Source organism: Pseudoduganella sp. GW821-FHT12E03 (assembly GCF_058807115.1).
In genome coordinates this window covers 316862-333992 of sequence record NZ_JBXAQJ010000007.1, presented here as the reverse complement: position 1 = coordinate 333992, position 17131 = coordinate 316862, and the positions used below count along the sequence as shown (strand labels likewise).

15 protein-coding genes and 1 other RNA gene are annotated in these 17131 nt (G+C 61.4%); 10 read left to right on the top strand and 6 right to left on the bottom strand.

Features of this window, described 5'->3' with window-relative positions:
* Positions 1-1680: a dihydrolipoyllysine-residue acetyltransferase gene (gene aceF / locus AC1RRC_RS19570; protein ID WP_493057195.1), complete on the bottom strand. Its 1680-nt coding sequence runs from the start codon at positions 1678-1680 to the stop codon at positions 1-3.
* A gap of 20 nt (positions 1681-1700) precedes the next feature.
* Positions 1701-4397, bottom strand: a complete 2697-nt coding sequence (gene aceE / locus AC1RRC_RS19565) for a pyruvate dehydrogenase (acetyl-transferring), homodimeric type (protein WP_493057194.1) — start codon at positions 4395-4397, stop codon at positions 1701-1703.
* Positions 4398-4638: 241 nt separating this feature from the next.
* On the opposite strand from aceE, the gene folD reads away from it, so the two are divergent.
* The 7 genes from folD (at position 4639) to AC1RRC_RS19530 (ending at position 11761) form a co-directional block, all read left to right on the top strand.
* The gene (gene folD, locus AC1RRC_RS19560) at positions 4639-5484 is read left to right on the top strand and encodes a bifunctional methylenetetrahydrofolate dehydrogenase/methenyltetrahydrofolate cyclohydrolase FolD (protein ID WP_493057193.1); all 846 of its coding nucleotides are present in this window, start codon (positions 4639-4641) and stop codon (positions 5482-5484) included.
* Between the two features lie 67 nt (positions 5485-5551).
* Positions 5552-7636: a M3 family metallopeptidase gene (locus AC1RRC_RS19555; protein WP_493057192.1), complete on the top strand. Its 2085-nt coding sequence runs from the start codon at positions 5552-5554 to the stop codon at positions 7634-7636.
* 5 nt (positions 7637-7641) lie between these two features.
* Positions 7642-8268 (top strand): glutaredoxin family protein, encoded by a 627-nt coding sequence (locus AC1RRC_RS19550; protein ID WP_493057191.1) that lies wholly within the window; start codon positions 7642-7644, stop codon positions 8266-8268.
* Between the two features lie 83 nt (positions 8269-8351).
* On the top strand, positions 8352-8777 hold the full coding sequence (locus AC1RRC_RS19545; protein WP_493057190.1) for a DNA polymerase III subunit chi: 426 nt from the start codon (positions 8352-8354) through the stop codon (positions 8775-8777).
* Complete coding sequence (locus AC1RRC_RS19540) at positions 8774-9193, top strand: DUF2486 family protein (protein ID WP_493057189.1); 420 nt, start codon at positions 8774-8776, stop codon at positions 9191-9193. Before AC1RRC_RS19545 ends, AC1RRC_RS19540 begins: the two co-directional genes overlap by 4 nt.
* 179 nt (positions 9194-9372) lie before the next feature.
* Positions 9373-10515, top strand: a complete 1143-nt coding sequence (locus AC1RRC_RS19535) for a branched-chain amino acid ABC transporter substrate-binding protein (protein ID WP_493057188.1) — start codon at positions 9373-9375, stop codon at positions 10513-10515.
* A 124-nt stretch (positions 10516-10639) separates the two neighbouring features.
* Entirely contained in the window at positions 10640-11761 is a 1122-nt protein-coding gene (locus tag AC1RRC_RS19530) for a branched-chain amino acid ABC transporter substrate-binding protein (RefSeq protein WP_493057187.1), read from the top strand.
* A gap of 104 nt (positions 11762-11865) precedes the next feature.
* Here the strand turns inward: AC1RRC_RS19530 and AC1RRC_RS19525 are convergent, their stop codons facing one another.
* Positions 11866-12177, bottom strand: coding sequence for a c-type cytochrome (locus tag AC1RRC_RS19525; RefSeq protein WP_493057186.1), 312 nt, complete (start codon positions 12175-12177; stop codon positions 11866-11868).
* 140 nt (positions 12178-12317) lie between these two features.
* Between AC1RRC_RS19525 and AC1RRC_RS19520 the strand changes: the two genes are divergently transcribed.
* Positions 12318-12539 (top strand): TIGR04438 family Trp-rich protein, encoded by a 222-nt coding sequence (locus AC1RRC_RS19520; RefSeq protein ID WP_493057185.1) that lies wholly within the window; start codon positions 12318-12320, stop codon positions 12537-12539.
* 43 nt (positions 12540-12582) lie between these two features.
* On the opposite strand, the gene ilvD is transcribed toward AC1RRC_RS19520, so the two are convergent.
* Positions 12583-14445 carry a dihydroxy-acid dehydratase gene (ilvD, locus tag AC1RRC_RS19515; RefSeq protein ID WP_493057184.1) on the bottom strand — a complete coding sequence of 621 codons (1863 nt, stop codon included), beginning with the start codon at positions 14443-14445 and terminating at the stop codon, positions 12583-12585.
* A 144-nt stretch (positions 14446-14589) separates the two neighbouring features.
* Between ilvD and AC1RRC_RS19510 the strand changes: the two genes are divergently transcribed.
* Together AC1RRC_RS19510 and lgt are read left to right on the top strand one after the other, a co-directional pair.
* Positions 14590-15477, top strand: coding sequence for a LysR family transcriptional regulator (locus AC1RRC_RS19510; RefSeq protein ID WP_493057183.1), 888 nt, complete (start codon positions 14590-14592; stop codon positions 15475-15477).
* 15 nt (positions 15478-15492) lie between these two features.
* Positions 15493-16299: a prolipoprotein diacylglyceryl transferase gene (gene lgt, locus AC1RRC_RS19505; protein ID WP_493057182.1), complete on the top strand. Its 807-nt coding sequence runs from the start codon at positions 15493-15495 to the stop codon at positions 16297-16299.
* 118 nt (positions 16300-16417) lie between these two features.
* Here the strand turns inward: lgt and AC1RRC_RS19500 are convergent, their stop codons facing one another.
* Positions 16418-16861 (bottom strand): EVE domain-containing protein, encoded by a 444-nt coding sequence (locus AC1RRC_RS19500; RefSeq protein WP_493057314.1) that lies wholly within the window; start codon positions 16859-16861, stop codon positions 16418-16420.
* A gap of 85 nt (positions 16862-16946) precedes the next feature.
* Positions 16947-17125, bottom strand: a non-coding RNA gene (ssrS, locus tag AC1RRC_RS19495) — 6S RNA.
* Between the last annotated feature and the right edge of the window lie 6 nt (positions 17126-17131).

Sequence of the window (17131 nt, the reverse complement as noted above, 5' to 3'; positions counted from 1 at the left end):
TTACAGCAAGATCTTGCGCAGGTCGGCCAGCACTTCAGCCAGATAGGCGTTGAAGCGTGCACCCAGGGCGCCGTCGATCACACGGTGATCGAACGACAGCGACAGCGGCAGCATCAGGCGCGGCTGGAATTGCTTGCCATCCCACACCGGCTCGATGGTGGACTTCGACAGGCCCAGGATCGCGACTTCCGGCGCATTGACGATCGGCGTGAAGGCCGTACCGCCGATGCCGCCCAGCGACGAAATCGTGAACGTGGCGCCCTGCATGTCGGCGGGTTTCAGCTTGCCTTCGCGCGCTTGCAGCGACAGCTCACCCATTTCGCGGGCGATCTGCGACACGGATTTCTGGTCGGCGTTTTTCACCACCGGCACCACCAGGCCATTCGGCGTATCGGCGGCAAAACCAACGTTGAAGTACTTCTTGATGATCAGGTTTTCACCTTTTTCATCCAGCGACGAGTTCACCACAGGGAACTTCTTCAGCGCGGCCACGGAAGCCTTGATGACGAAGGCCAGCATGGTCAGCTTGGCGGCATCCTTGTTCTTCGCGTTGGCGGCGTTCGAGTCCACGCGGAACTGTTCCAGGTCCGTCACGTCGGCCTTGTCGAAGGTCGTCACGTGCGGGATCTGTACCCAGTTGCGGTGCAGGTTCGGGCCGGAAATCTTCTTGATACGCGCCAGCGGCAGCAATTCGGTTTCGCCGAATTTGCTGAAGTCCAGCGATGGCCATGGCAGCACACTGAAGTTGCCGCCACCGCCAACACCACCACCCGCAGCCACCGGGGCAGCGGCAGGCGCCGACAGCACGCCCTTGACGAAGGCCTGGATGTCCGCTTGCGTGATGCGGCCTTTCGGACCGGTACCGCCGACTTTGCCCAGGTCCACGCCCAGTTCACGGGCGAACTTGCGGATCGATGGCGAAGCGTGCGCCAGCTTGCCGGTTTGTACCGAGCTTTGCGACGCCGCAGGTGCGGCGGCAGCGGCTGGTGCGGCTGCGGCAGGAGCAGCGGCTACCGGAGCTGCAGCAGGCGCGGCAGCGGCGGCCGCTGGGGTAGCTGCAGCAGCTGGAGCGGCAGCGCCACCGGCAGCTTCAATCACCAGCACCAGCGAACCTTCAGCAACCTTGTCGCCGACCTTGACCTTGATTTCCTTGACCACACCGGCGTGGCTCGATGGAATTTCCATCGATGCCTTGTCCGATTCCACGGTGATCAGCGATTGCTCGACCTTGACGGTGTCGCCCACTTTGACCAGCAGTTCGATGACTTCGACTTCCTTGAAGTCGCCGATGTCCGGGACTTTGACGTCGACGGGGCCAGCGGAAACGGGGGCTGCGGGGGCCGCAGCTGGAGCCGCCGGAGCGGCAGCGGTTGGCGCCGGTGCGGCGGCGGCCGGAGCCGGCGCTGCGGCGGCGGGAGCGGCGACAGGCGCGGCGCCCGCGTTCGCATCTTCCACCAGCAGCAGCAGCGAACCTTCGGACACCTTGTCGCCGATCTTGATCTTGATTTCCTTGACCACGCCGGCATGGCTCGACGGGATTTCCATCGACGCCTTGTCCGATTCCACGGTCGCCAGCGACTGGTCCACCTTGATGGTGTCGCCAACCTTGACCAGCAATTCGATGACTTCGACTTCCTTGAAGTCACCGATGTCCGGTGTCTTAACTTCCACAATGCTCATAGCGTTCGCTCCGTATTCTCTCATTGGGTCACCGGATTAGGTTTGTTAGCGTCGATGCCGTATTTGGCAATCGCCTGCTCCACGGTGGCAACAGGTACTTTGCCTTCGTCGGCCAGCGCTTTCAGCGACGCTACGACGATATAGTAACGGTTCACTTCAAAGAACTCGCGCAGTTTCGCGCGGCTGTCGGAACGGCCGTAACCGTCGGTGCCCAATACCTTGTAGGTACGGTCTTTCGGGATGAACGCGCGGATCTGTTCCGCGAACGCTTTCATATAGTCGGTGGTTGCCACGATCGGACCGGTGGTGTCTTTCAGCAGGCCCGTGACGTACGGTACGCGCTGCTCTTTGGACGGGTTCACCAGGTTCCAGCGTTCGCAATCCTGGCCATCGCGCGCCACCAGGGTCAGCGATGGTGCGGACCAGACGTCGGCAGCGATGTTCCAGTCGTTCTTCAGCAGTTCCGCCGCGAAGATCGATTCACGCAGGATGGTGCCCGAGCCGACCAGCTGTACGCGCTGCTTGGCGGCTTTGTCGCCTTCCTGCAGCAGGTACATACCTTTCAGGATGCCCTCTTCCTGGCCGGCTTTCAGGCCTGGGTGGGCATAGTTCTCGTTCATGATGGTGATGTAGTAGTACACATCTTCCTGGTTGGTCACCATGCGGCGCAGGCCGTCATGGATGATCACTGCCACTTCGTGCGAGAAGGTCGGGTCGTACGGTACGCAGTTCGGGATGGTTGCCGCGATCAGGTGGCTGTGGCCATCTTCGTGCTGCAAGCCTTCGCCGTTCAGCGTGGTACGGCCGGCGGTACCAGCCATCAGGAAGCCGCGAGCGCGCATGTCGCCTGCCGCCCATGCCAGGTCGCCAACGCGCTGCAGGCCGAACATCGAGTAGTACGTGAAGAATGGAATCATCACGCGGTTGTTGGTCGAGTACGACGTTGCCGCCGCGATCCACGAGCTCATGCCGCCTGCTTCGTTGATACCCTCTTGCAGGATCTGGCCGGCCTTGTCTTCGCGGTAGTACATGACCTGGTCTTTGTCGACCGGCTCGTACAACTGGCCTTGCTGGTTGAAGATACCGATCTGGCGGAACAGGCCTTCCATACCGAAGGTACGGGATTCGTCGACCATGATCGGCACCAGGCGCTGGCCCAGCGACTGGTCGCGCAGCAGCGCGGTGATGATACGCACGTAGGCTTGCGTGGTCGAGATTTCACGGCCTTCCGGGGTTGGCTCCAGCGCGGCCTTGAACGTTTCCAGCGGTGGCACCACCAGGGTTTCATCGGCTTTCACGCGGCGCGACGGCAGGTAGCCGCCCAGCGCTTTGCGGCGCTCGTGCAGGTACTTGATTTCCGGTGCGTCGTCGGATGGCTTGTAGAACGGAATCTCGGCCAGCTTGTCGTCCGGGATAGGAATGCTGAAACGGTCGCGCATTTCGCGGATGGCTTCGTCGTCCAGTTTCTTGGTCTGGTGCGCGGTGTTGCGCGCTTCGCCGGATTTGCCCATGCCAAAACCTTTGACGGTTTTGACCAGCAGCACGGTCGGCTGGCCTTTGGACTCGTTGGCCAATTTGAATGCAGCGTAGATCTTGTGTGGATCGTGACCGCCACGGGTCAGGCGCCAGATGTCGTCGTCGGTCAGGTTGGCCACCATTTCCAGCAGCTTTGGATGCTTGCCGAAGAAGTGCTTGCGCACGAACGCGCCATCCTTGGCCTTGTAGTTCTGGTATTCGCCATCGACGGTTTCCATCATGACTTTTTGCAGGATGCCGTCTTTGTCTTTCTTCAGCAGCGCATCCCAGCCCGGGCCCCAGATCACTTTGATCACGTTCCAGCCGGCGCCGCGGAAGTCCGCTTCCAGTTCCTGGATGATCTTGCCGTTGCCGCGCACCGGACCGTCCAGGCGCTGCAGGTTACAGTTGACCACGATGACCAGGTTGTCCAGCGATTCACGCGCGGCCATGCCGATCGCGCCCATCGATTCCGGTTCATCCATCTCGCCGTCGCCGCAGAAGGCCCAGACTTTACGGCCGGTGGTGTCGGCAATGCCGCGTGCGTGCAGGTACTTCAGGAAACGCGCCTGGTAAATCGCCATCAGCGGGCCCAGGCCCATCGACACGGTCGGGAATTGCCAGAAGTCCGGCATCAGTTTCGGGTGCGGGTACGACGACAAGCCTTTGCCGTCGACTTCCTGGCGGAAGTTCAGCAACTGGTCTTCGGACAGGCGGCCTTCCAGGAACGCGCGCGCATAGATACCAGGCGACGAGTGGCCCTGGATGTACAGCAGGTCGCCACCGTGGTTTTCCGACGGGGCTTTCCAGAAGTGGTTGAAGCCGATGCCCAGCATGTTGGCCAGCGAAGCAAAGGAAGACAAATGGCCGCCCAGGTCGCCGTCCACGCGATTGGCCTTCACCACCATCGCCATCGCATTCCAGCGCATCCACGAACGCAGCTTCTCTTCGTACTCCAGGTTGCCCGGGCAGTGCGCTTCGATGTCAGCAGGGATGGTATTGATGTAAGCGGTGTTGGCGGAGAACGGGATGTCCGCGCCATTGCGGCGGGCCAGGTCGATCAGGCGCTCCAGCAGGTAGTGGGCACGATCCGAACCTTCGGTTTGCAGGACGGCTTCCAGCGCATCCAGCCATTCTTTGGTTTCCTGCGCGTCAGGATCGAGGGCGGTTAGTGCCGTGACCTGGTCGAGTTGAGCTGCCATTTATTGAGTCTCCTAGTGTGAGACGCCCACCCGATTCACCGATCGCGAGGGCGGTGCTGCGTGTTAATTTACTAAGACTTCGAAACTTGGACTTCTGGTGTTACTGAATTAGTGAAAGGATTCTAACAGTGTTTTCAGCGTTTTTCAAATTACGATAAAGCATTTCATATTGTGGAAATTACTTAATGCAGTGACGCTTTATAATGTGGTCTTTCTTCCCACCCTCCCCCCAAAAGCAATCATGTCTGCTCAATTGATCGACGGTATCGCCCTCTCCCAGAAACTGCGCACGGAAATCGCCGCGCGCGCCGCCACCCTGACCGCCCAGGGCAAACAGCCCGGTTTGGCTGTGATCCTGGTCGGCGAAGACCCGGCCAGCCAGGTCTACGTCCGCAACAAAGTCAAAGCGTGCGGCGACGTCGGCATTCATTCCGTGCTGGAGAAATACGAGGCCGACCTGACCGAGCAAGCGTTGCTGGACCGCATCACCGCACTGAACAACGACCCGGCCATCCACGGCATCCTGGTGCAAATGCCGCTGCCGAAGCACATCAACCCGCATAAAGTCATCGAAGCGATTGCCACCTCGAAAGACGTGGACGGTTACTCGGTGCTGTCGGCCGGTGAAATGATGACCGGCCTGGACGGCTTCCGCGCCTGCACGCCGTATGGCTGCATGAAACTGATCGAATCGACCGGCACCGACTTGCGCGGCAAGCACGCGGTGGTGATCGGCCGCAGCAACACGGTCGGCAAACCCATGGCGCTGCTGCTCTTGCAAGCCAACGCCACCGTCACCATCTGTCATAGCACCACCCCGGACCTGGGCGTGTTCACCCGCCAGGCGGATGTCGTGGTGGCCGCAGTCGGCCGCCGCAATACGCTGACTGCTGATATGGTGAAGCCTGGCGCGATCGTGATTGACGTGGGCATGAACCGCGACGACAACGGCAAGCTGTGCGGCGACGTCGATTTCCACGGCATCAAGGAAGTCGCTTCGCACATCACGCCGGTGCCAGGCGGCGTGGGCCCGATGACGATCACGATGCTGCTGATGAACACCATCGAATCGGCTGAGCGCAAGTAACTCATTTAAGATGAGGATGCCCGGCCTGAAGGCCCGGCACCCATTATTGATTAACACATTGGACAACATGACCCTCGACACCACCAACCCGCTGCTGGACTTTTCCGGACTGCCACGCTTTGACCTCATCAAGCCTGAACATGTCACTCCCGCCATCGACCAGTTGCTGGCAACCAGCAGCGAAGTGGTAGCGCAACTGGAAACACCTTCGGAATCGGTCACGTGGGACAACTTCGTGGCGCCGCTGGAAAGCGCCACGGAATTGCTGGGCCGCGCCTGGAGCATCGTCAGTCATTTGAACAATGTGGTCGATACGCCGGAATTGCGTGCCGCGTACAACGACAACCAGCCGAAGGTGACGGAATTCTGGACCGCGCTGGCCCAGAATGAAGCGCTGTTCGGCAAGTACAAGGCGCTGCGCGCCAGCAGTGGCTTTGACAGCCTGGCGCCGGCCCGCAAGCGCATCATCGACAATGCGGTGCGCGATTTCCGCATGGGTGGTGCGGAACTGCCGGACGACAAGAAAGCCCGCTTTGCCGATATCCAGGAAGAGCACGCGAAAGTGTCGACGCGCTTCTCTGAAAACGTGCTTGACGCCACCAATGACTATAAATTGACGGTGGAAAACGAAGCGGACCTGGCGGGTTTGCCGGACGACGTCAAACATGCCGCCAAATCGCTGGCTGACAAGGAAGGAAAAGCAGGCTGGATGTTCTCGCTGCACTTCCCGTCGTATTACCCGATTTTGCAATTCGCGGACAACCGCGCGCTGCGTGAAACCGTCTACCGCGCCAACGCCACCAAGGCGTCCGAACAGGGCGACGTGTTCAGCCAGCGCGACGAGTGGGACAACACGCAAAACATCGTGACCCTGCTGAAGCTGCGCGCGGAAGAAGCCGCCCTGCTTGGTTACAAGAATTTCGCCGAAGTATCGCTGGTGCCGAAAATGGCGCAATCGCCGGAACACGTGATTGCCTTCCTGGAAGACCTGGCGCAGCGCGCCCGCCCGTACGCGGAAAAGGACTACGCGGAATTGCGCGCCTTTGCCAAGGATGAACTGGGCCTGGACGATTTACAGGCGTGGGACTTGCCGTATGCCTCGGAAAAACTGCAGGAACGGCGCTATGCGTTTTCCGCGCAGGAAGTGAAGCAGTATTTCCCGGAACACAAAGTTGTCGATGGCTTGTTCCGCCTGATCCAGTCGCTGTTTTCCGTCACCATCGCCCAAGACGTGGCCCCCACCTGGCATCCCGATGTGCGCTTCTTCCGCATCGAGCGCGACGGTAAATTGATCGGCCAGTTTTACCTCGACCTGTACGCCCGCGCCGGCAAGAGCGGCGGCGCGTGGATGGATGACGCCCGTGGCCGCCGCCTGCGCGCCGACGGCGACGTGCAAACGCCGGTGGCTTACCTCACGTGCAACTTCACGGAACCGGCCACCATCGATGGCAAGGTGCAGTCATCGCTGTTCACCCACGATGAAGTCATCACCCTGTTCCACGAATTCGGCCACGGCTTGCACCACATGCTGACCCTGGTCGATGAAATCGGCGTGTCCGGCATTGCCGGCGTGGAGTGGGATGCGGTGGAATTGCCTTCGCAATTCATGGAAAACTTTTGCTGGGAATGGGATGTGCTGTCCCACATGACGGCGCACGTGGACAGCGGCGAACCGCTGCCGCGCGCACTGTACGACAAGATGCTGGCCGCGAAGAATTTCCAGTCCGGCATGCAGACCCTGCGCCAGGTGGAATTCTCGCTGCTCGACATGCATTTGCACTTCGACTTCGACCCGGCCGGGCCGCAGTCGGTGCAAGACATGATCGATGGCGTGCGCCGCAAGTTTTCCATCGTGGTGCCGCCCGCCTTCAACCGCTTCCAGAATTCGTTCGGCCACATCTTTGCCGGTGGTTACGCGGCAGGCTACTACAGCTACAAGTGGGCCGAGGTCCTGTCGGCCGACGCCTATGCCGCGTTTGAAGAAGCAGCGGCATTGGGCAACGGCGTGCTGTGCACGGAAACCGGCAAGCGCTTCCAGCAAGAGATCCTGGCCGTGGGCGGTTCCCGCCCGGCGCTGGAATCGTTCACGGCCTTCCGTGGCCGCGAACCGTCGATCGACGCGCTGCTGCGCCACAGCGGCATGGCGGCGTAAGCATCATGAAACCGCGCGCCGCCCTCCCGCTTTGGCTGATGCTGCTGATGCTGGCGGTGGGAACGGCCGGCGCGCAAGTCTACAAGTGGAAAGATGAAAAAGGCGTCACTCATTTCTCCGACACGCCCCCGCCCGCCACGGCCCGGCAAGCGGCCGAACTGAAAACCTATGCCACCGGCGCCGCCGCGCCGGTGCTGCCGGCCGAACTGCAAGCCGTCGTGCGCGACCATCCCGTCACCCTGTACACGACGGCCGAATGCGACGCCTGCAACCTGGGCCGGGCGCAATTGCGCAAGCGGGGCATCCCGTACAGCGAAAAAACCGTGCTGACCGCCGCCGACATGGAAGCGCTGAAGCGCGCCGGCAGCAACGGGCGCTTGCCGCTGCTGGTGATCGGCCGCGCGCGCCAGGTTGGCTATGACCAGGTGACGTGGGATGAGGCATTGAGCGCGGCCGGCTATCCGGCGCAAAACCTGCTGCCGCCGGGTTACGCGTATGGGGCGCCGGCATCGGCCGCGCCACCGCCTTCGCCCACCGATGCGGAGCGGGCCGCCGCGGCGGAAAACAGGACGCCTGCCGCCGAAGTGCGGCCCGCCCCCGCCGCCAACACGCCGCCCGGCTTCCGGTTCTGAAAAAGCGGCGCCGGTTTTTCCCGTCGCCCCACCGCAAGCAGCGGTTACAATAATGGCAGTTAGAACCGTTCCCCACTGCCAGCATGACCCGCGTCGATTTCCATACCAATGTGCCTGACAAACTTGCCTACGCGTGCCGCCTGGTGCGCAAGGCCAGCGCCGCCAATAACCGTATTGTGCTGCTGACGGACGACGCGGCGCAGCAGCAGGCGCTCGATGCGCAATTGTGGTCGTTCGTGCCCACTGAATTCCTGCCGCACGTGGCGGCGGGCGACGCGCTGGCGGCGCAAACGCCCATCATCCTGACCTGCGACGATGGCGCGCCGCTGCCACACACGGATTTGCTGGTCAACCTGTCGCGCCGCATGCCGGCCGGTGTCGAGCGCTTCAACCGCGTGATCGAAGTGGTGTCGGCGGAAGAAAACGACGCGGCGGCGGGCCGCCAGCGCTACAAAGCCTATAAGCAGCAGGACTATCAACCCACCCACTTCGTCGCGAATAAATCATGAGCCCCGCGCATCCCTTTGACGCTTCGATCCCCGTCCTGACGGAAGTCCTGCCCGAGGCCGCGCCGGAGGCGCCGGTCCTGCCTGCCGCCCCCACCGCGATACATCCTCAGCCGCAGCCGCACCACGCGCACTTCCCGGCCGCCGCCGCGCACCAGGCGGAAGACGGCCACGTGCTGGACGAGGCGCAATGGGCCGCGCTGGAGCGCCGCCTGTCGGAGCGGGTGCTGCAGCAATTGCAGTCGCGCGTGGATTTTGTGCTGGAACAGCGCATCCGCGATAGCATGGAAGAGGCGCTGAATCAAGCGATCAAGGGATTGACGTCGGAAATTCGCCACGGCTTGCATGAAGCGCTGGGCGCCATCGTCAGCCGTGCAGTTTCGCAGGAGTTGCTGCATCTGCAAGCGCAAAAGAAGTGAATTAATCCAAAAAGCCATACTGCGTCCCGTCTACCGGAACAGCTTCCCATACGTTTACTGAAAAAACCGCCAGCGACTGCTTTGCAGTGTTGTCATTTTGTTGTAACTTCACGCCGTGGCCTTTGTTAATGGCGCAGCAATGTTGCGCGCCGCCGTCATCAATTTTTCGGAGAACGTCTATGCAGTTCAACACCAAGCTGATCCCCTTCGCAATTGCCCTGGCCTTTGCCGGCAGCGCCAGCGCGCAGGACATCGTCAAGATCGGCCATGTCGGCCCAGTCTCCGGCCCTTCGTCCCACCTGGGCAAGGACAATGAAAACGGCGCCAACATGGCAATCGCCGACCTGAACGCCAAAGGCGTCAAGATCAACGGCAAGCCAGTCAAATTCGTCATCCAGCTGGAAGACGACGGCGGCGACCCGAAACAGGGCACGACGGTCGCGCAAAAGCTGGTCGATGCGCACGTCCAGGGCGTGGTTGGCCACCTGAATTCCGGCACCACCATCCCGGCCTCGAAAATCTACATGGACGCCGGCATCCCGCAGGTTTCTCCTGCCGCCACGTCGCCTGACTACACCAAGCAAGGCTTCAAGACCGCGTTCCGCGTGGTCGCCAATGACAACAAGCTGGGTGGCACGCTGGGCGCCTATGCCGTACAAAAATTGGGCGCGAAAAAGATCGCCGTGATCGATGACCGTACCGCGTACGGCCAGGGCGTGGCCACGGAATTCGTCAAGGGCGCGAAGAAAGCCGCACCGGGCGTGCAAGTGGTGGCCAAGGAATTCACCACCGACAAGGCCACCGACTTCAACGCGATCCTGACCTCGATTAAAGCCAAGAACCCGGACCTGGTCTTCTTCGGCGGCATGGACTCCGTCGGCGGTCCGCTGCTGCGCCAGATGAAGGCGCTGGGCATCAAGGCCAAGTACATGGGCGGCGACGGCCTGTGCACCGACGCGCTGCCGCGCCTGGCCGGCGATGCCGCCGCCAACGGCGTGGTGACTTGCGCGGAAGCGGGCGGCGTGACCGCCGACCTGCAAAAGAACATGGACGACTTCCGCGCCCGCTACAAGAAGCAGTACAACCAGGAAGTGCAGCTGTACGCGCCATACGTGTATGACGCGGTGATGGTGATCGCGCAAGCCATGATCGAAGCCAAGTCGTCCGATCCCGCCAAGTACCTGCCATTCCTGGCCAACATCAAGTACCAGGGCGTGACGGGTCCGATTTCGTTCGACTCCAAGGGCGACATCAAGGATGGCACGCTGACCCTGTTCACCTATACCGATGGTAAGAAAACCAAAATGGAAGTGGTCAAATAACCACTATCGGCCAACGCTGATATAAGCAAATAAACAAACAATCGCAGACTGCATAGCACGCAGATGAGATCATTCAAGGTCATCCGTTTTCCAGGATGACCTTTTTTATTTTGGAGCAGGCACGATGCATAAGAAGTTCATTCCTGTGGCGCTGGCCATGGCTTTCGCGGCCGCGGGCGCCCAGGCGCAGGAAATCGTCAAGATCGGCCACGTGGCCGCCACGTCCGGTCCTTCCGCCCACCTGGGCAAGGATGACGAAAATGGCGCCAAGATGGCGGTGGAAGACTTGAATGCGCAGGGATTCAAGATCAATGGCAAACCGGTCAAGTTCGTGCTCTTGCCGGAAGACGATGCGGCCGACCCGAAACAAGGTACGGCGGCGGCGCAAAAACTGGTCGACGCCAAAGTCAACGGCGTGATCGGCCACCAGAATTCGGGCACCACGATTCCCGCCTCGAAGATTTATTACGATGCGGGCATCCCGCAAATCTCGGCCTCGTCCACCAGCCCGGTATACACGCACCAGGGCTATAACACGGCCTTCCGCGTGGTCGCCAACGACAACAAGCTGGGCAGCGTGCTGGGCAAGTATGCCGTGCACAAGCTGGGCGCGAAGAAAATCGCCATCATCGATGACCGCACCGCCTATGGCCAGGGCGTGGCCACGGAATTCGCCAAAGGGTCGAAAGGCGCGCAAATCGTGGCCAAGGAATTCACCACCGACAAAGCCACCGACTTCAACGCCATCCTGACGTCGATTAAAGCGAAAAACCCGGACCTGGTGTTCTTTGGCGGCATGGACGGTGTCGGCGGCCCGCTGCTGCGCCAGATGCGCTCGCTGGGCATCAAGGCCAAGTACATGGGCGGCGACGGCATTTGCACTGAAGGCTTGCCGAAACTGGCGGGCGGCGCCGATGAATCGGTGACCTGCGCGGAAGCGGGCGGCGTTCCGGCGGCGCAGAAAAAACAGCTCGATGAATTCTCCGCGCGCTACAAGAAAAAGTTCAACATGGACGTGCAGATTTACGCACCGTACGTGTATGACGCCGTGATGGCCATGGCCACCGCCATGCAGCAGGCCAAGTCGGCGGAACCGGCCAAGTATTTGCCGTTCCTGGCCAAGGTGCACTACCAGGGCATCACGGGCACCATCGCGTTCGACAAGTTTGGCGACATCAAGGATGGCGCGCTGACCCTGTACACGTTCAAGGACAACCGCCGCGAAGTGCTGGAAATCGTCAAATAATCCGACACCATGTCACCCCCTGGGGTCAGACCCCCGAGTGTGACACCGCAGTAAATAAAAAAGGGGCCTTGCGGCCCCTTGATCGCTTTTGCAAGCGCGTTACATCATTTCTGCGTCAAGATCCATTTCACTAGGGTCTTGGCTTCCGCTTCGCTCACTTGCGGATTGGCTGGCATTGGGACCGCGCCCCAGGCGCCGGAGCCGCCCTTGACGACTTTGGTCGCTAGCTTGGCTTCCGCGTCTTTCTGGCCTGCGTATTTGGCCGCCACGTCCTTGAATGCCGGACCCACTACTTTATTGGCAACCGCGTGGCAAGCCATGCAATTCTTTGCTTTGGCCAGGTCGGCATTGGCCATGGCGCTTTGTGCTGCGAAGGCCGAAACGGCCGCGATACCAACCATCAAGATACGTTTCATCGTTTTCTCCATAGTAACTACAACTATTCTACCTCGTTCTTACAACGCGGGGATCATAGCCCTGGTTGACCCTCGCAACAATATCGTACCCGGTATAGGGCTTTCTTTTGTAAGATGATGTATCCGAGGGGGAACTGCTTATGCCGATTATTATCCTGATTGTTGCTTTAGTGGGACTACGCTACTTCGAAGTCTGGCGTTTTGCCGAAATTTCATGGTGGTACATCGTCGGCCTGATGGTGGCGGCGTTCGTCTGGTTCGAGTTCCTGGAACCGATGCTGGGCCTGGACAAGCGCAAGGCGCACAACGTCGATGAGCAGCGCCGCAAGGACCGCGTGAAGAAGAACTTCGACAAGAAATGAAAAAAGCCGGCAGATGCCGGCTTTTTTATTAAAACACTGGCAATCAGCGCTTCAGCTGCGACAGGTCGCGCACTGCGCCGCGGTCGGCCGACGTGGTCAGCGCGGCATACGCTTGCAGCGCCTGCGACACCACGCGCTCGCGGTTGACCGGCTGCCAGGCGTCAGGGCCTTTCGCTTCCATCGCCGCGCGGCGCGCCGCCAGCGTTTCGTCCGACACGCGCAGCGCGATGGTGCGGTTCGGGATGTCGATGTCGATCATGTCGCCCTCTTCCACCAGGCCGATCGCGCCGCCTTCCGCCGCTTCCGGCGAAGCGTGGCCGATCACCAGGCCCGACGAGCCGCCCGAGAAGCGGCCATCGGTGAACAGCGCGCACGCCTTGCCCAGCCCCTTGGATTTGATGTACGAGGTCGGGTACAGCATTTCCTGCATGCCCGGGCCGCCTTTCGGGCCTTCATAACGGATGATGACGACGTCGCCTTCATGCACGGTGTCGCCCAGGATGGCTTCCACCGCCGCGTCCTGGCTTTCAAACACGCGCGCCTTGCCGGAGAACTTCAGGATGCTTTCATCGACACCTGCCGTCTTGACGATGCAGCCCTTTTCCGCCAGGTTGCCGTACAAGACCGCCAGGCCGCCGTCTTTCGAATACGCGTGTTCCAGGTCGCGGATGCAGCCCGCGCTGCGGTCCAGGTCCAGCGCGTCATAGCGTTCCGCTTGCGAGAACGCGACCTGGGTCGCCACGCCGCCCGGCGCCGCGCGGAACAGCTGGTGCACGGCTGGGTCGTCGCTGCGCTTGACGTCGTTTTGTTCGATCGCGTCGCCCAAGGTTTTCGCATGGACCGACGACACCGAGGTGTCGAGCAGGCCGGCGCGCGCCAGTTCGCCCAGGATGCTGATGATGCCGCCGGCGCGGTGCACGTCTTCGATGTGGAACTTGTCGGTCATCGGCGCCACTTTGCACAGGCATGGCACCTTGCGCGAAATGCGGTCGATGTCGGCCATCGTAAACGGCACGCCCGCTTCGTGCGCCGCCGCCAGCAAGTGCAGCACGGTGTTGGTGGAGCCGCCCATCGAAACGTCCAGCGCCATCGCGTTTTCAAAGGCCGCCATGGTGGCGATATTGCGCGGCAGGATCGAGGCGTCGTCCTGTTCATAGTAACGCTTGGCCAGGTCGACGATCAGGCGGCCGGCGCGCAGGAACAGTTCCTTGCGGTCGGCGTGGGTCGCCACGATGGTGCCGTTGCCCGGCAGGGACAGGCCCAGCGCTTCGGTCAGGCAGTTCATCGAGTTGGCGGTGAACATGCCGGAGCACGAACCGCAGGTCGGGCAGGCCGAGCGCTCGATTTCCGCCACGTCGGCGTCGGACACGGTGGTGTCGCCGGCCTTGATCATGGCGTCCACCAGGTCCAGCTTGATGATTTTCTGGTTGCCGTTGACCACCTTGACGACCTTGCCCGCTTCCATCGGGCCGCCCGACACGAACACCACCGGGATGTTCAGGCGCATGGCGGCCATCAGCATGCCCGGCGTGATCTTGTCGCAGTTGGAGATGCAGACCATGGCGTCGGCGCAGTGCGCGTTGACCATGTATTCGACGGAGTCGGCAATCAGGTCGCGCGACGGCAGCGAATACAGCATGCCGCCGTGGCCCATGGCGATACCGTCATCGACCGCGATGGTGTTGAATTCCTTGGCAACGCCGCCCGCCGCTTCGATTTCACGGGCCACCAGCTGGCCCAGGTCTTTCAGGTGCACGTGGCCCGGCACGAATTGCGTGAACGAGTTCACCACGGCGATGATCGGCTTGTCGAAATCGCCATCTTTCATGCCGGTGGCGCGCCACAGCGCGCGCGCGCCGGCCATGTTGCGGCCGTGGGTGGTGGTACGGGAACGGTATTGCGGCATGATGGGCTCCTCTATTCTGAAATGCGGATAACTTTATGCGGATTACGCCAGAGTGCCTTTCCCATGCCCACAAGTCAAATATGGTTTTTACGCCCCTGTGATACGCTATACATATCACAGAACTAAATTGCGAACGATTCTCATATGAACCTGGAATTACGGCAGCTGCGCTACTTCGTCACGGTGGCGGAAGAGCTGCACTTCGGCAAAGCCGCACAGCGCCTGCACATGACGCAGCCGCCGCTGTCGCAAGCGATCGCCCAGCTGGAAGACTTGCTGGGCGCGCCCCTGTTCGACCGCAACCGCCGTGGCGTGGCGCTGACGCCCGGCGGCGCCGCGCTGTTGCCGGAAGCGCGCCGCCTGCTGTCCCAGGCGCAGGAATTGCCGGCCCTCGTGCAGCGCGCCGCCAGCGGTGAAAGCGGCCGCCTGGCGCTGGCCTTTGTGTCGTCGGCCGATTACAGCGTATTGCCGCCGTTCCTGCGCGCCTACCGCGCGGCCTACCCGCAAGTGCAAATCGTGCTGCAGGAAGCCACCTCGGACTTGCAGCTGGAAGACTTGCTGCACAACCGGATCGATGCCGGCCTCCTGATTCCGCCGTTGCCGGACAAGGCGAAAACCGGCCTCGATTATTTGCCGGTACTGAAGGAACCCCTGGTGCTGGCCGCGCCGCTGGGTTTAATCACGCGGCGGGGAAAGGTGGCGCTGAAAGACTTGCCTCCGCTGCCGCTGATCATCTTCCCGCGCGCGATTTCCCCCGGGCTGTACGACGCCATCCTGTCGGTATTCCGCGCGGCGGGACTGACGCCCGCGATCGGGCAGGAAGCGATCCAGATGCAAACCATCGTCAGCCTGGTCTCGGCTGGCATGGGCATCGCGCTTGTGCCACAATCCGTGTCGAATTTAATGCGCCCCGGCGTAGAATACCGGACGCTGGCCGACCCGACACCATTGGTCGAAACCGGCCTGGCCTGGCGCCGCGACAATCCGTCGCCCGTGCTGCAGGGCTTCCTGAATTTATTACGAAATTTCTAAGGACACTGACTCCCCATGCTGATACACCCGCTGCCCGATCCCGTCGCCTTCGCGCTGGGTCCAGTCAAGATCCACTGGTATGGCCTGATGTACGTGGCGGCGTTCGCGCTGTTCATCCTGCTGGGCCGGGTGCGCATCAGGCAGCCGCACATTGCCCGCCAGGGCTGGACCAACCAGCACCTGGACGACATGCTGTTCTACGGCATGCTGGGCGTGGTGCTGGGCGGTCGCCTGGGGGAAGTACTGTTTTACCGTCCCGAGTATTTCTTCCACAACCCGCTGCAAATCTTCGCGGTGTGGAATGGCGGCATGTCGTTCCACGGCGGCTTCCTCGGCGTGCTGTTCGCCATGTGGCTGTGGGCGCGCAAGCAAGGCTTCAATGTGCTGGACGTGTATGACTTCATCGCGCCGCTGGTGCCGCTCGGTTATGCGTGTGGCCGCCTGGGCAATTTCATCAACGCGGAATTGCCGGGCCGCCTGGCCAGTCCGGAGCTGCCGTGGGCCATGGTCTGGCCTGGCGTCGAAGGCCTGCGCCATCCGTCGCCGATTTACCAGATGGTGGTCGATGGCTTGCTGGTGTTTGCCATCGTGTGGCCCTTCGCCCGCAAGGCCCGCCCACGCCTGGCGGTCGGCGCGCTGTTCGTGCTGCTGTATGGCTGCGCGCGCTTCTTCACGGAATATTTCCGCACCCCGGACTGGAGCATCAACGTGGCGGGGTTGGACATCTCTTCGGGCCAAATGCTGTCCCTGCCGATGATCATCGGGGCGCTGCTAATGCTGGCGTGGTCATACAAAATCTACCCCGGGGCGGCTGGCAAATAAAGCCCCGACGCCATTCCGTAGGGCGGTTTCCGCAACGCGGAAGCCGCCATGCATGCAGGCCGATATGGCGGGCGCCGATGGCTACACACGCATGGCGGCAAGCCTCCGGCTTACCGCCCTACATCAGCAGCTTTTGCAAGGTCTTCCACTGCGCCGGCGTGACCGGCGTGATCGACAGGCGGCTGCCCTTTTGCAGCACCACCATGTCTTCCAGTTCCGGGACCGTGCGCAACTCCGCCAGCGACAGCAGGCGTGTCTTGCGCACCGCCTTGACGTCGACCATCAGCCAGCGCGGCTCTTCGCGCTTGGACTTCGCATCGTAGTAATGGCTGTTGGGATCGAATTGCGTGTCGTCCGGATACGCGGTGCTGGCCACTTCGGCCAGGCCGGCAATGCCCGGTTCAGGGCAGCTGGAGTGATAAAACAGAACGCCATCGCCGGTCTGCATGCCATCGCGCATGAAGTTGCGGGCCTGGTAGTTGCGCACCCCGAACCACGGCACGGTCTGATGGGGCGCCGCCAGCGCATCATCGATGCTGACTTCATCGGGTTCGGATTTCATCAACCAGTAAGCCACGTGTTTTCCTTCGGCTGAATTAAAAAAAGCGGAGGCGCATGAGAAATGCGCAACCGCTTTTTATCGGAATGAGTGCCCCGCCTGTGCCGCTATGCCGGCATCCCGAACCTAACGGCTCAGGTGGTCACAGTTAGTTCAATTTCGGGTTCATCGGGCTAGCGACGCTCACTCCCATCAAACAAATTCCCGCGACCGGTGCAAACAAATGGTTCAAGGAATATAAGGCATCCACGAACACCGCAGGGTGAGTCGCAG

Excerpts from the sequence above, each read along its gene's own strand:
- AC1RRC_RS19540 (WP_493057189.1), top strand. The coding sequence starts at position 8,774 with ATGAGCCCCGCGCATCCCTTTGACGCTTCGATCCCCGTCCTGACGGAA.
- ilvD (WP_493057184.1), bottom strand. The coding sequence starts at position 14,445 with ATGCCGCAATACCGTTCCCGTACCACCACCCACGGCCGCAACATGGCC.
- AC1RRC_RS19545 (WP_493057190.1), top strand. The coding sequence starts at position 8,352 with ATGACCCGCGTCGATTTCCATACCAATGTGCCTGACAAACTTGCCTAC.
- AC1RRC_RS19535 (WP_493057188.1), top strand. The coding sequence starts at position 9,373 with ATGCAGTTCAACACCAAGCTGATCCCCTTCGCAATTGCCCTGGCCTTT.
- AC1RRC_RS19555 (WP_493057192.1), top strand. The coding sequence starts at position 5,552 with ATGACCCTCGACACCACCAACCCGCTGCTGGACTTTTCCGGACTGCCA.
- AC1RRC_RS19500 (WP_493057314.1), bottom strand. The coding sequence starts at position 16,861 with ATGAAATCCGAACCCGATGAAGTCAGCATCGATGATGCGCTGGCGGCG.
- AC1RRC_RS19520 (WP_493057185.1), top strand. The coding sequence starts at position 12,318 with ATGCCGATTATTATCCTGATTGTTGCTTTAGTGGGACTACGCTACTTC.
- folD (WP_493057193.1), top strand. The coding sequence starts at position 4,639 with ATGTCTGCTCAATTGATCGACGGTATCGCCCTCTCCCAGAAACTGCGC.
- AC1RRC_RS19550 (WP_493057191.1), top strand. The coding sequence starts at position 7,642 with ATGAAACCGCGCGCCGCCCTCCCGCTTTGGCTGATGCTGCTGATGCTG.
- AC1RRC_RS19525 (WP_493057186.1), bottom strand. The coding sequence starts at position 12,177 with ATGAAACGTATCTTGATGGTTGGTATCGCGGCCGTTTCGGCCTTCGCA.
- aceF (WP_493057195.1), bottom strand. The coding sequence starts at position 1,680 with ATGAGCATTGTGGAAGTTAAGACACCGGACATCGGTGACTTCAAGGAA.
- AC1RRC_RS19510 (WP_493057183.1), top strand. The coding sequence starts at position 14,590 with ATGAACCTGGAATTACGGCAGCTGCGCTACTTCGTCACGGTGGCGGAA.
- aceE (WP_493057194.1), bottom strand. The coding sequence starts at position 4,397 with ATGGCAGCTCAACTCGACCAGGTCACGGCACTAACCGCCCTCGATCCT.
- AC1RRC_RS19530 (WP_493057187.1), top strand. The coding sequence starts at position 10,640 with ATGCATAAGAAGTTCATTCCTGTGGCGCTGGCCATGGCTTTCGCGGCC.
- lgt (WP_493057182.1), top strand. The coding sequence starts at position 15,493 with ATGCTGATACACCCGCTGCCCGATCCCGTCGCCTTCGCGCTGGGTCCA.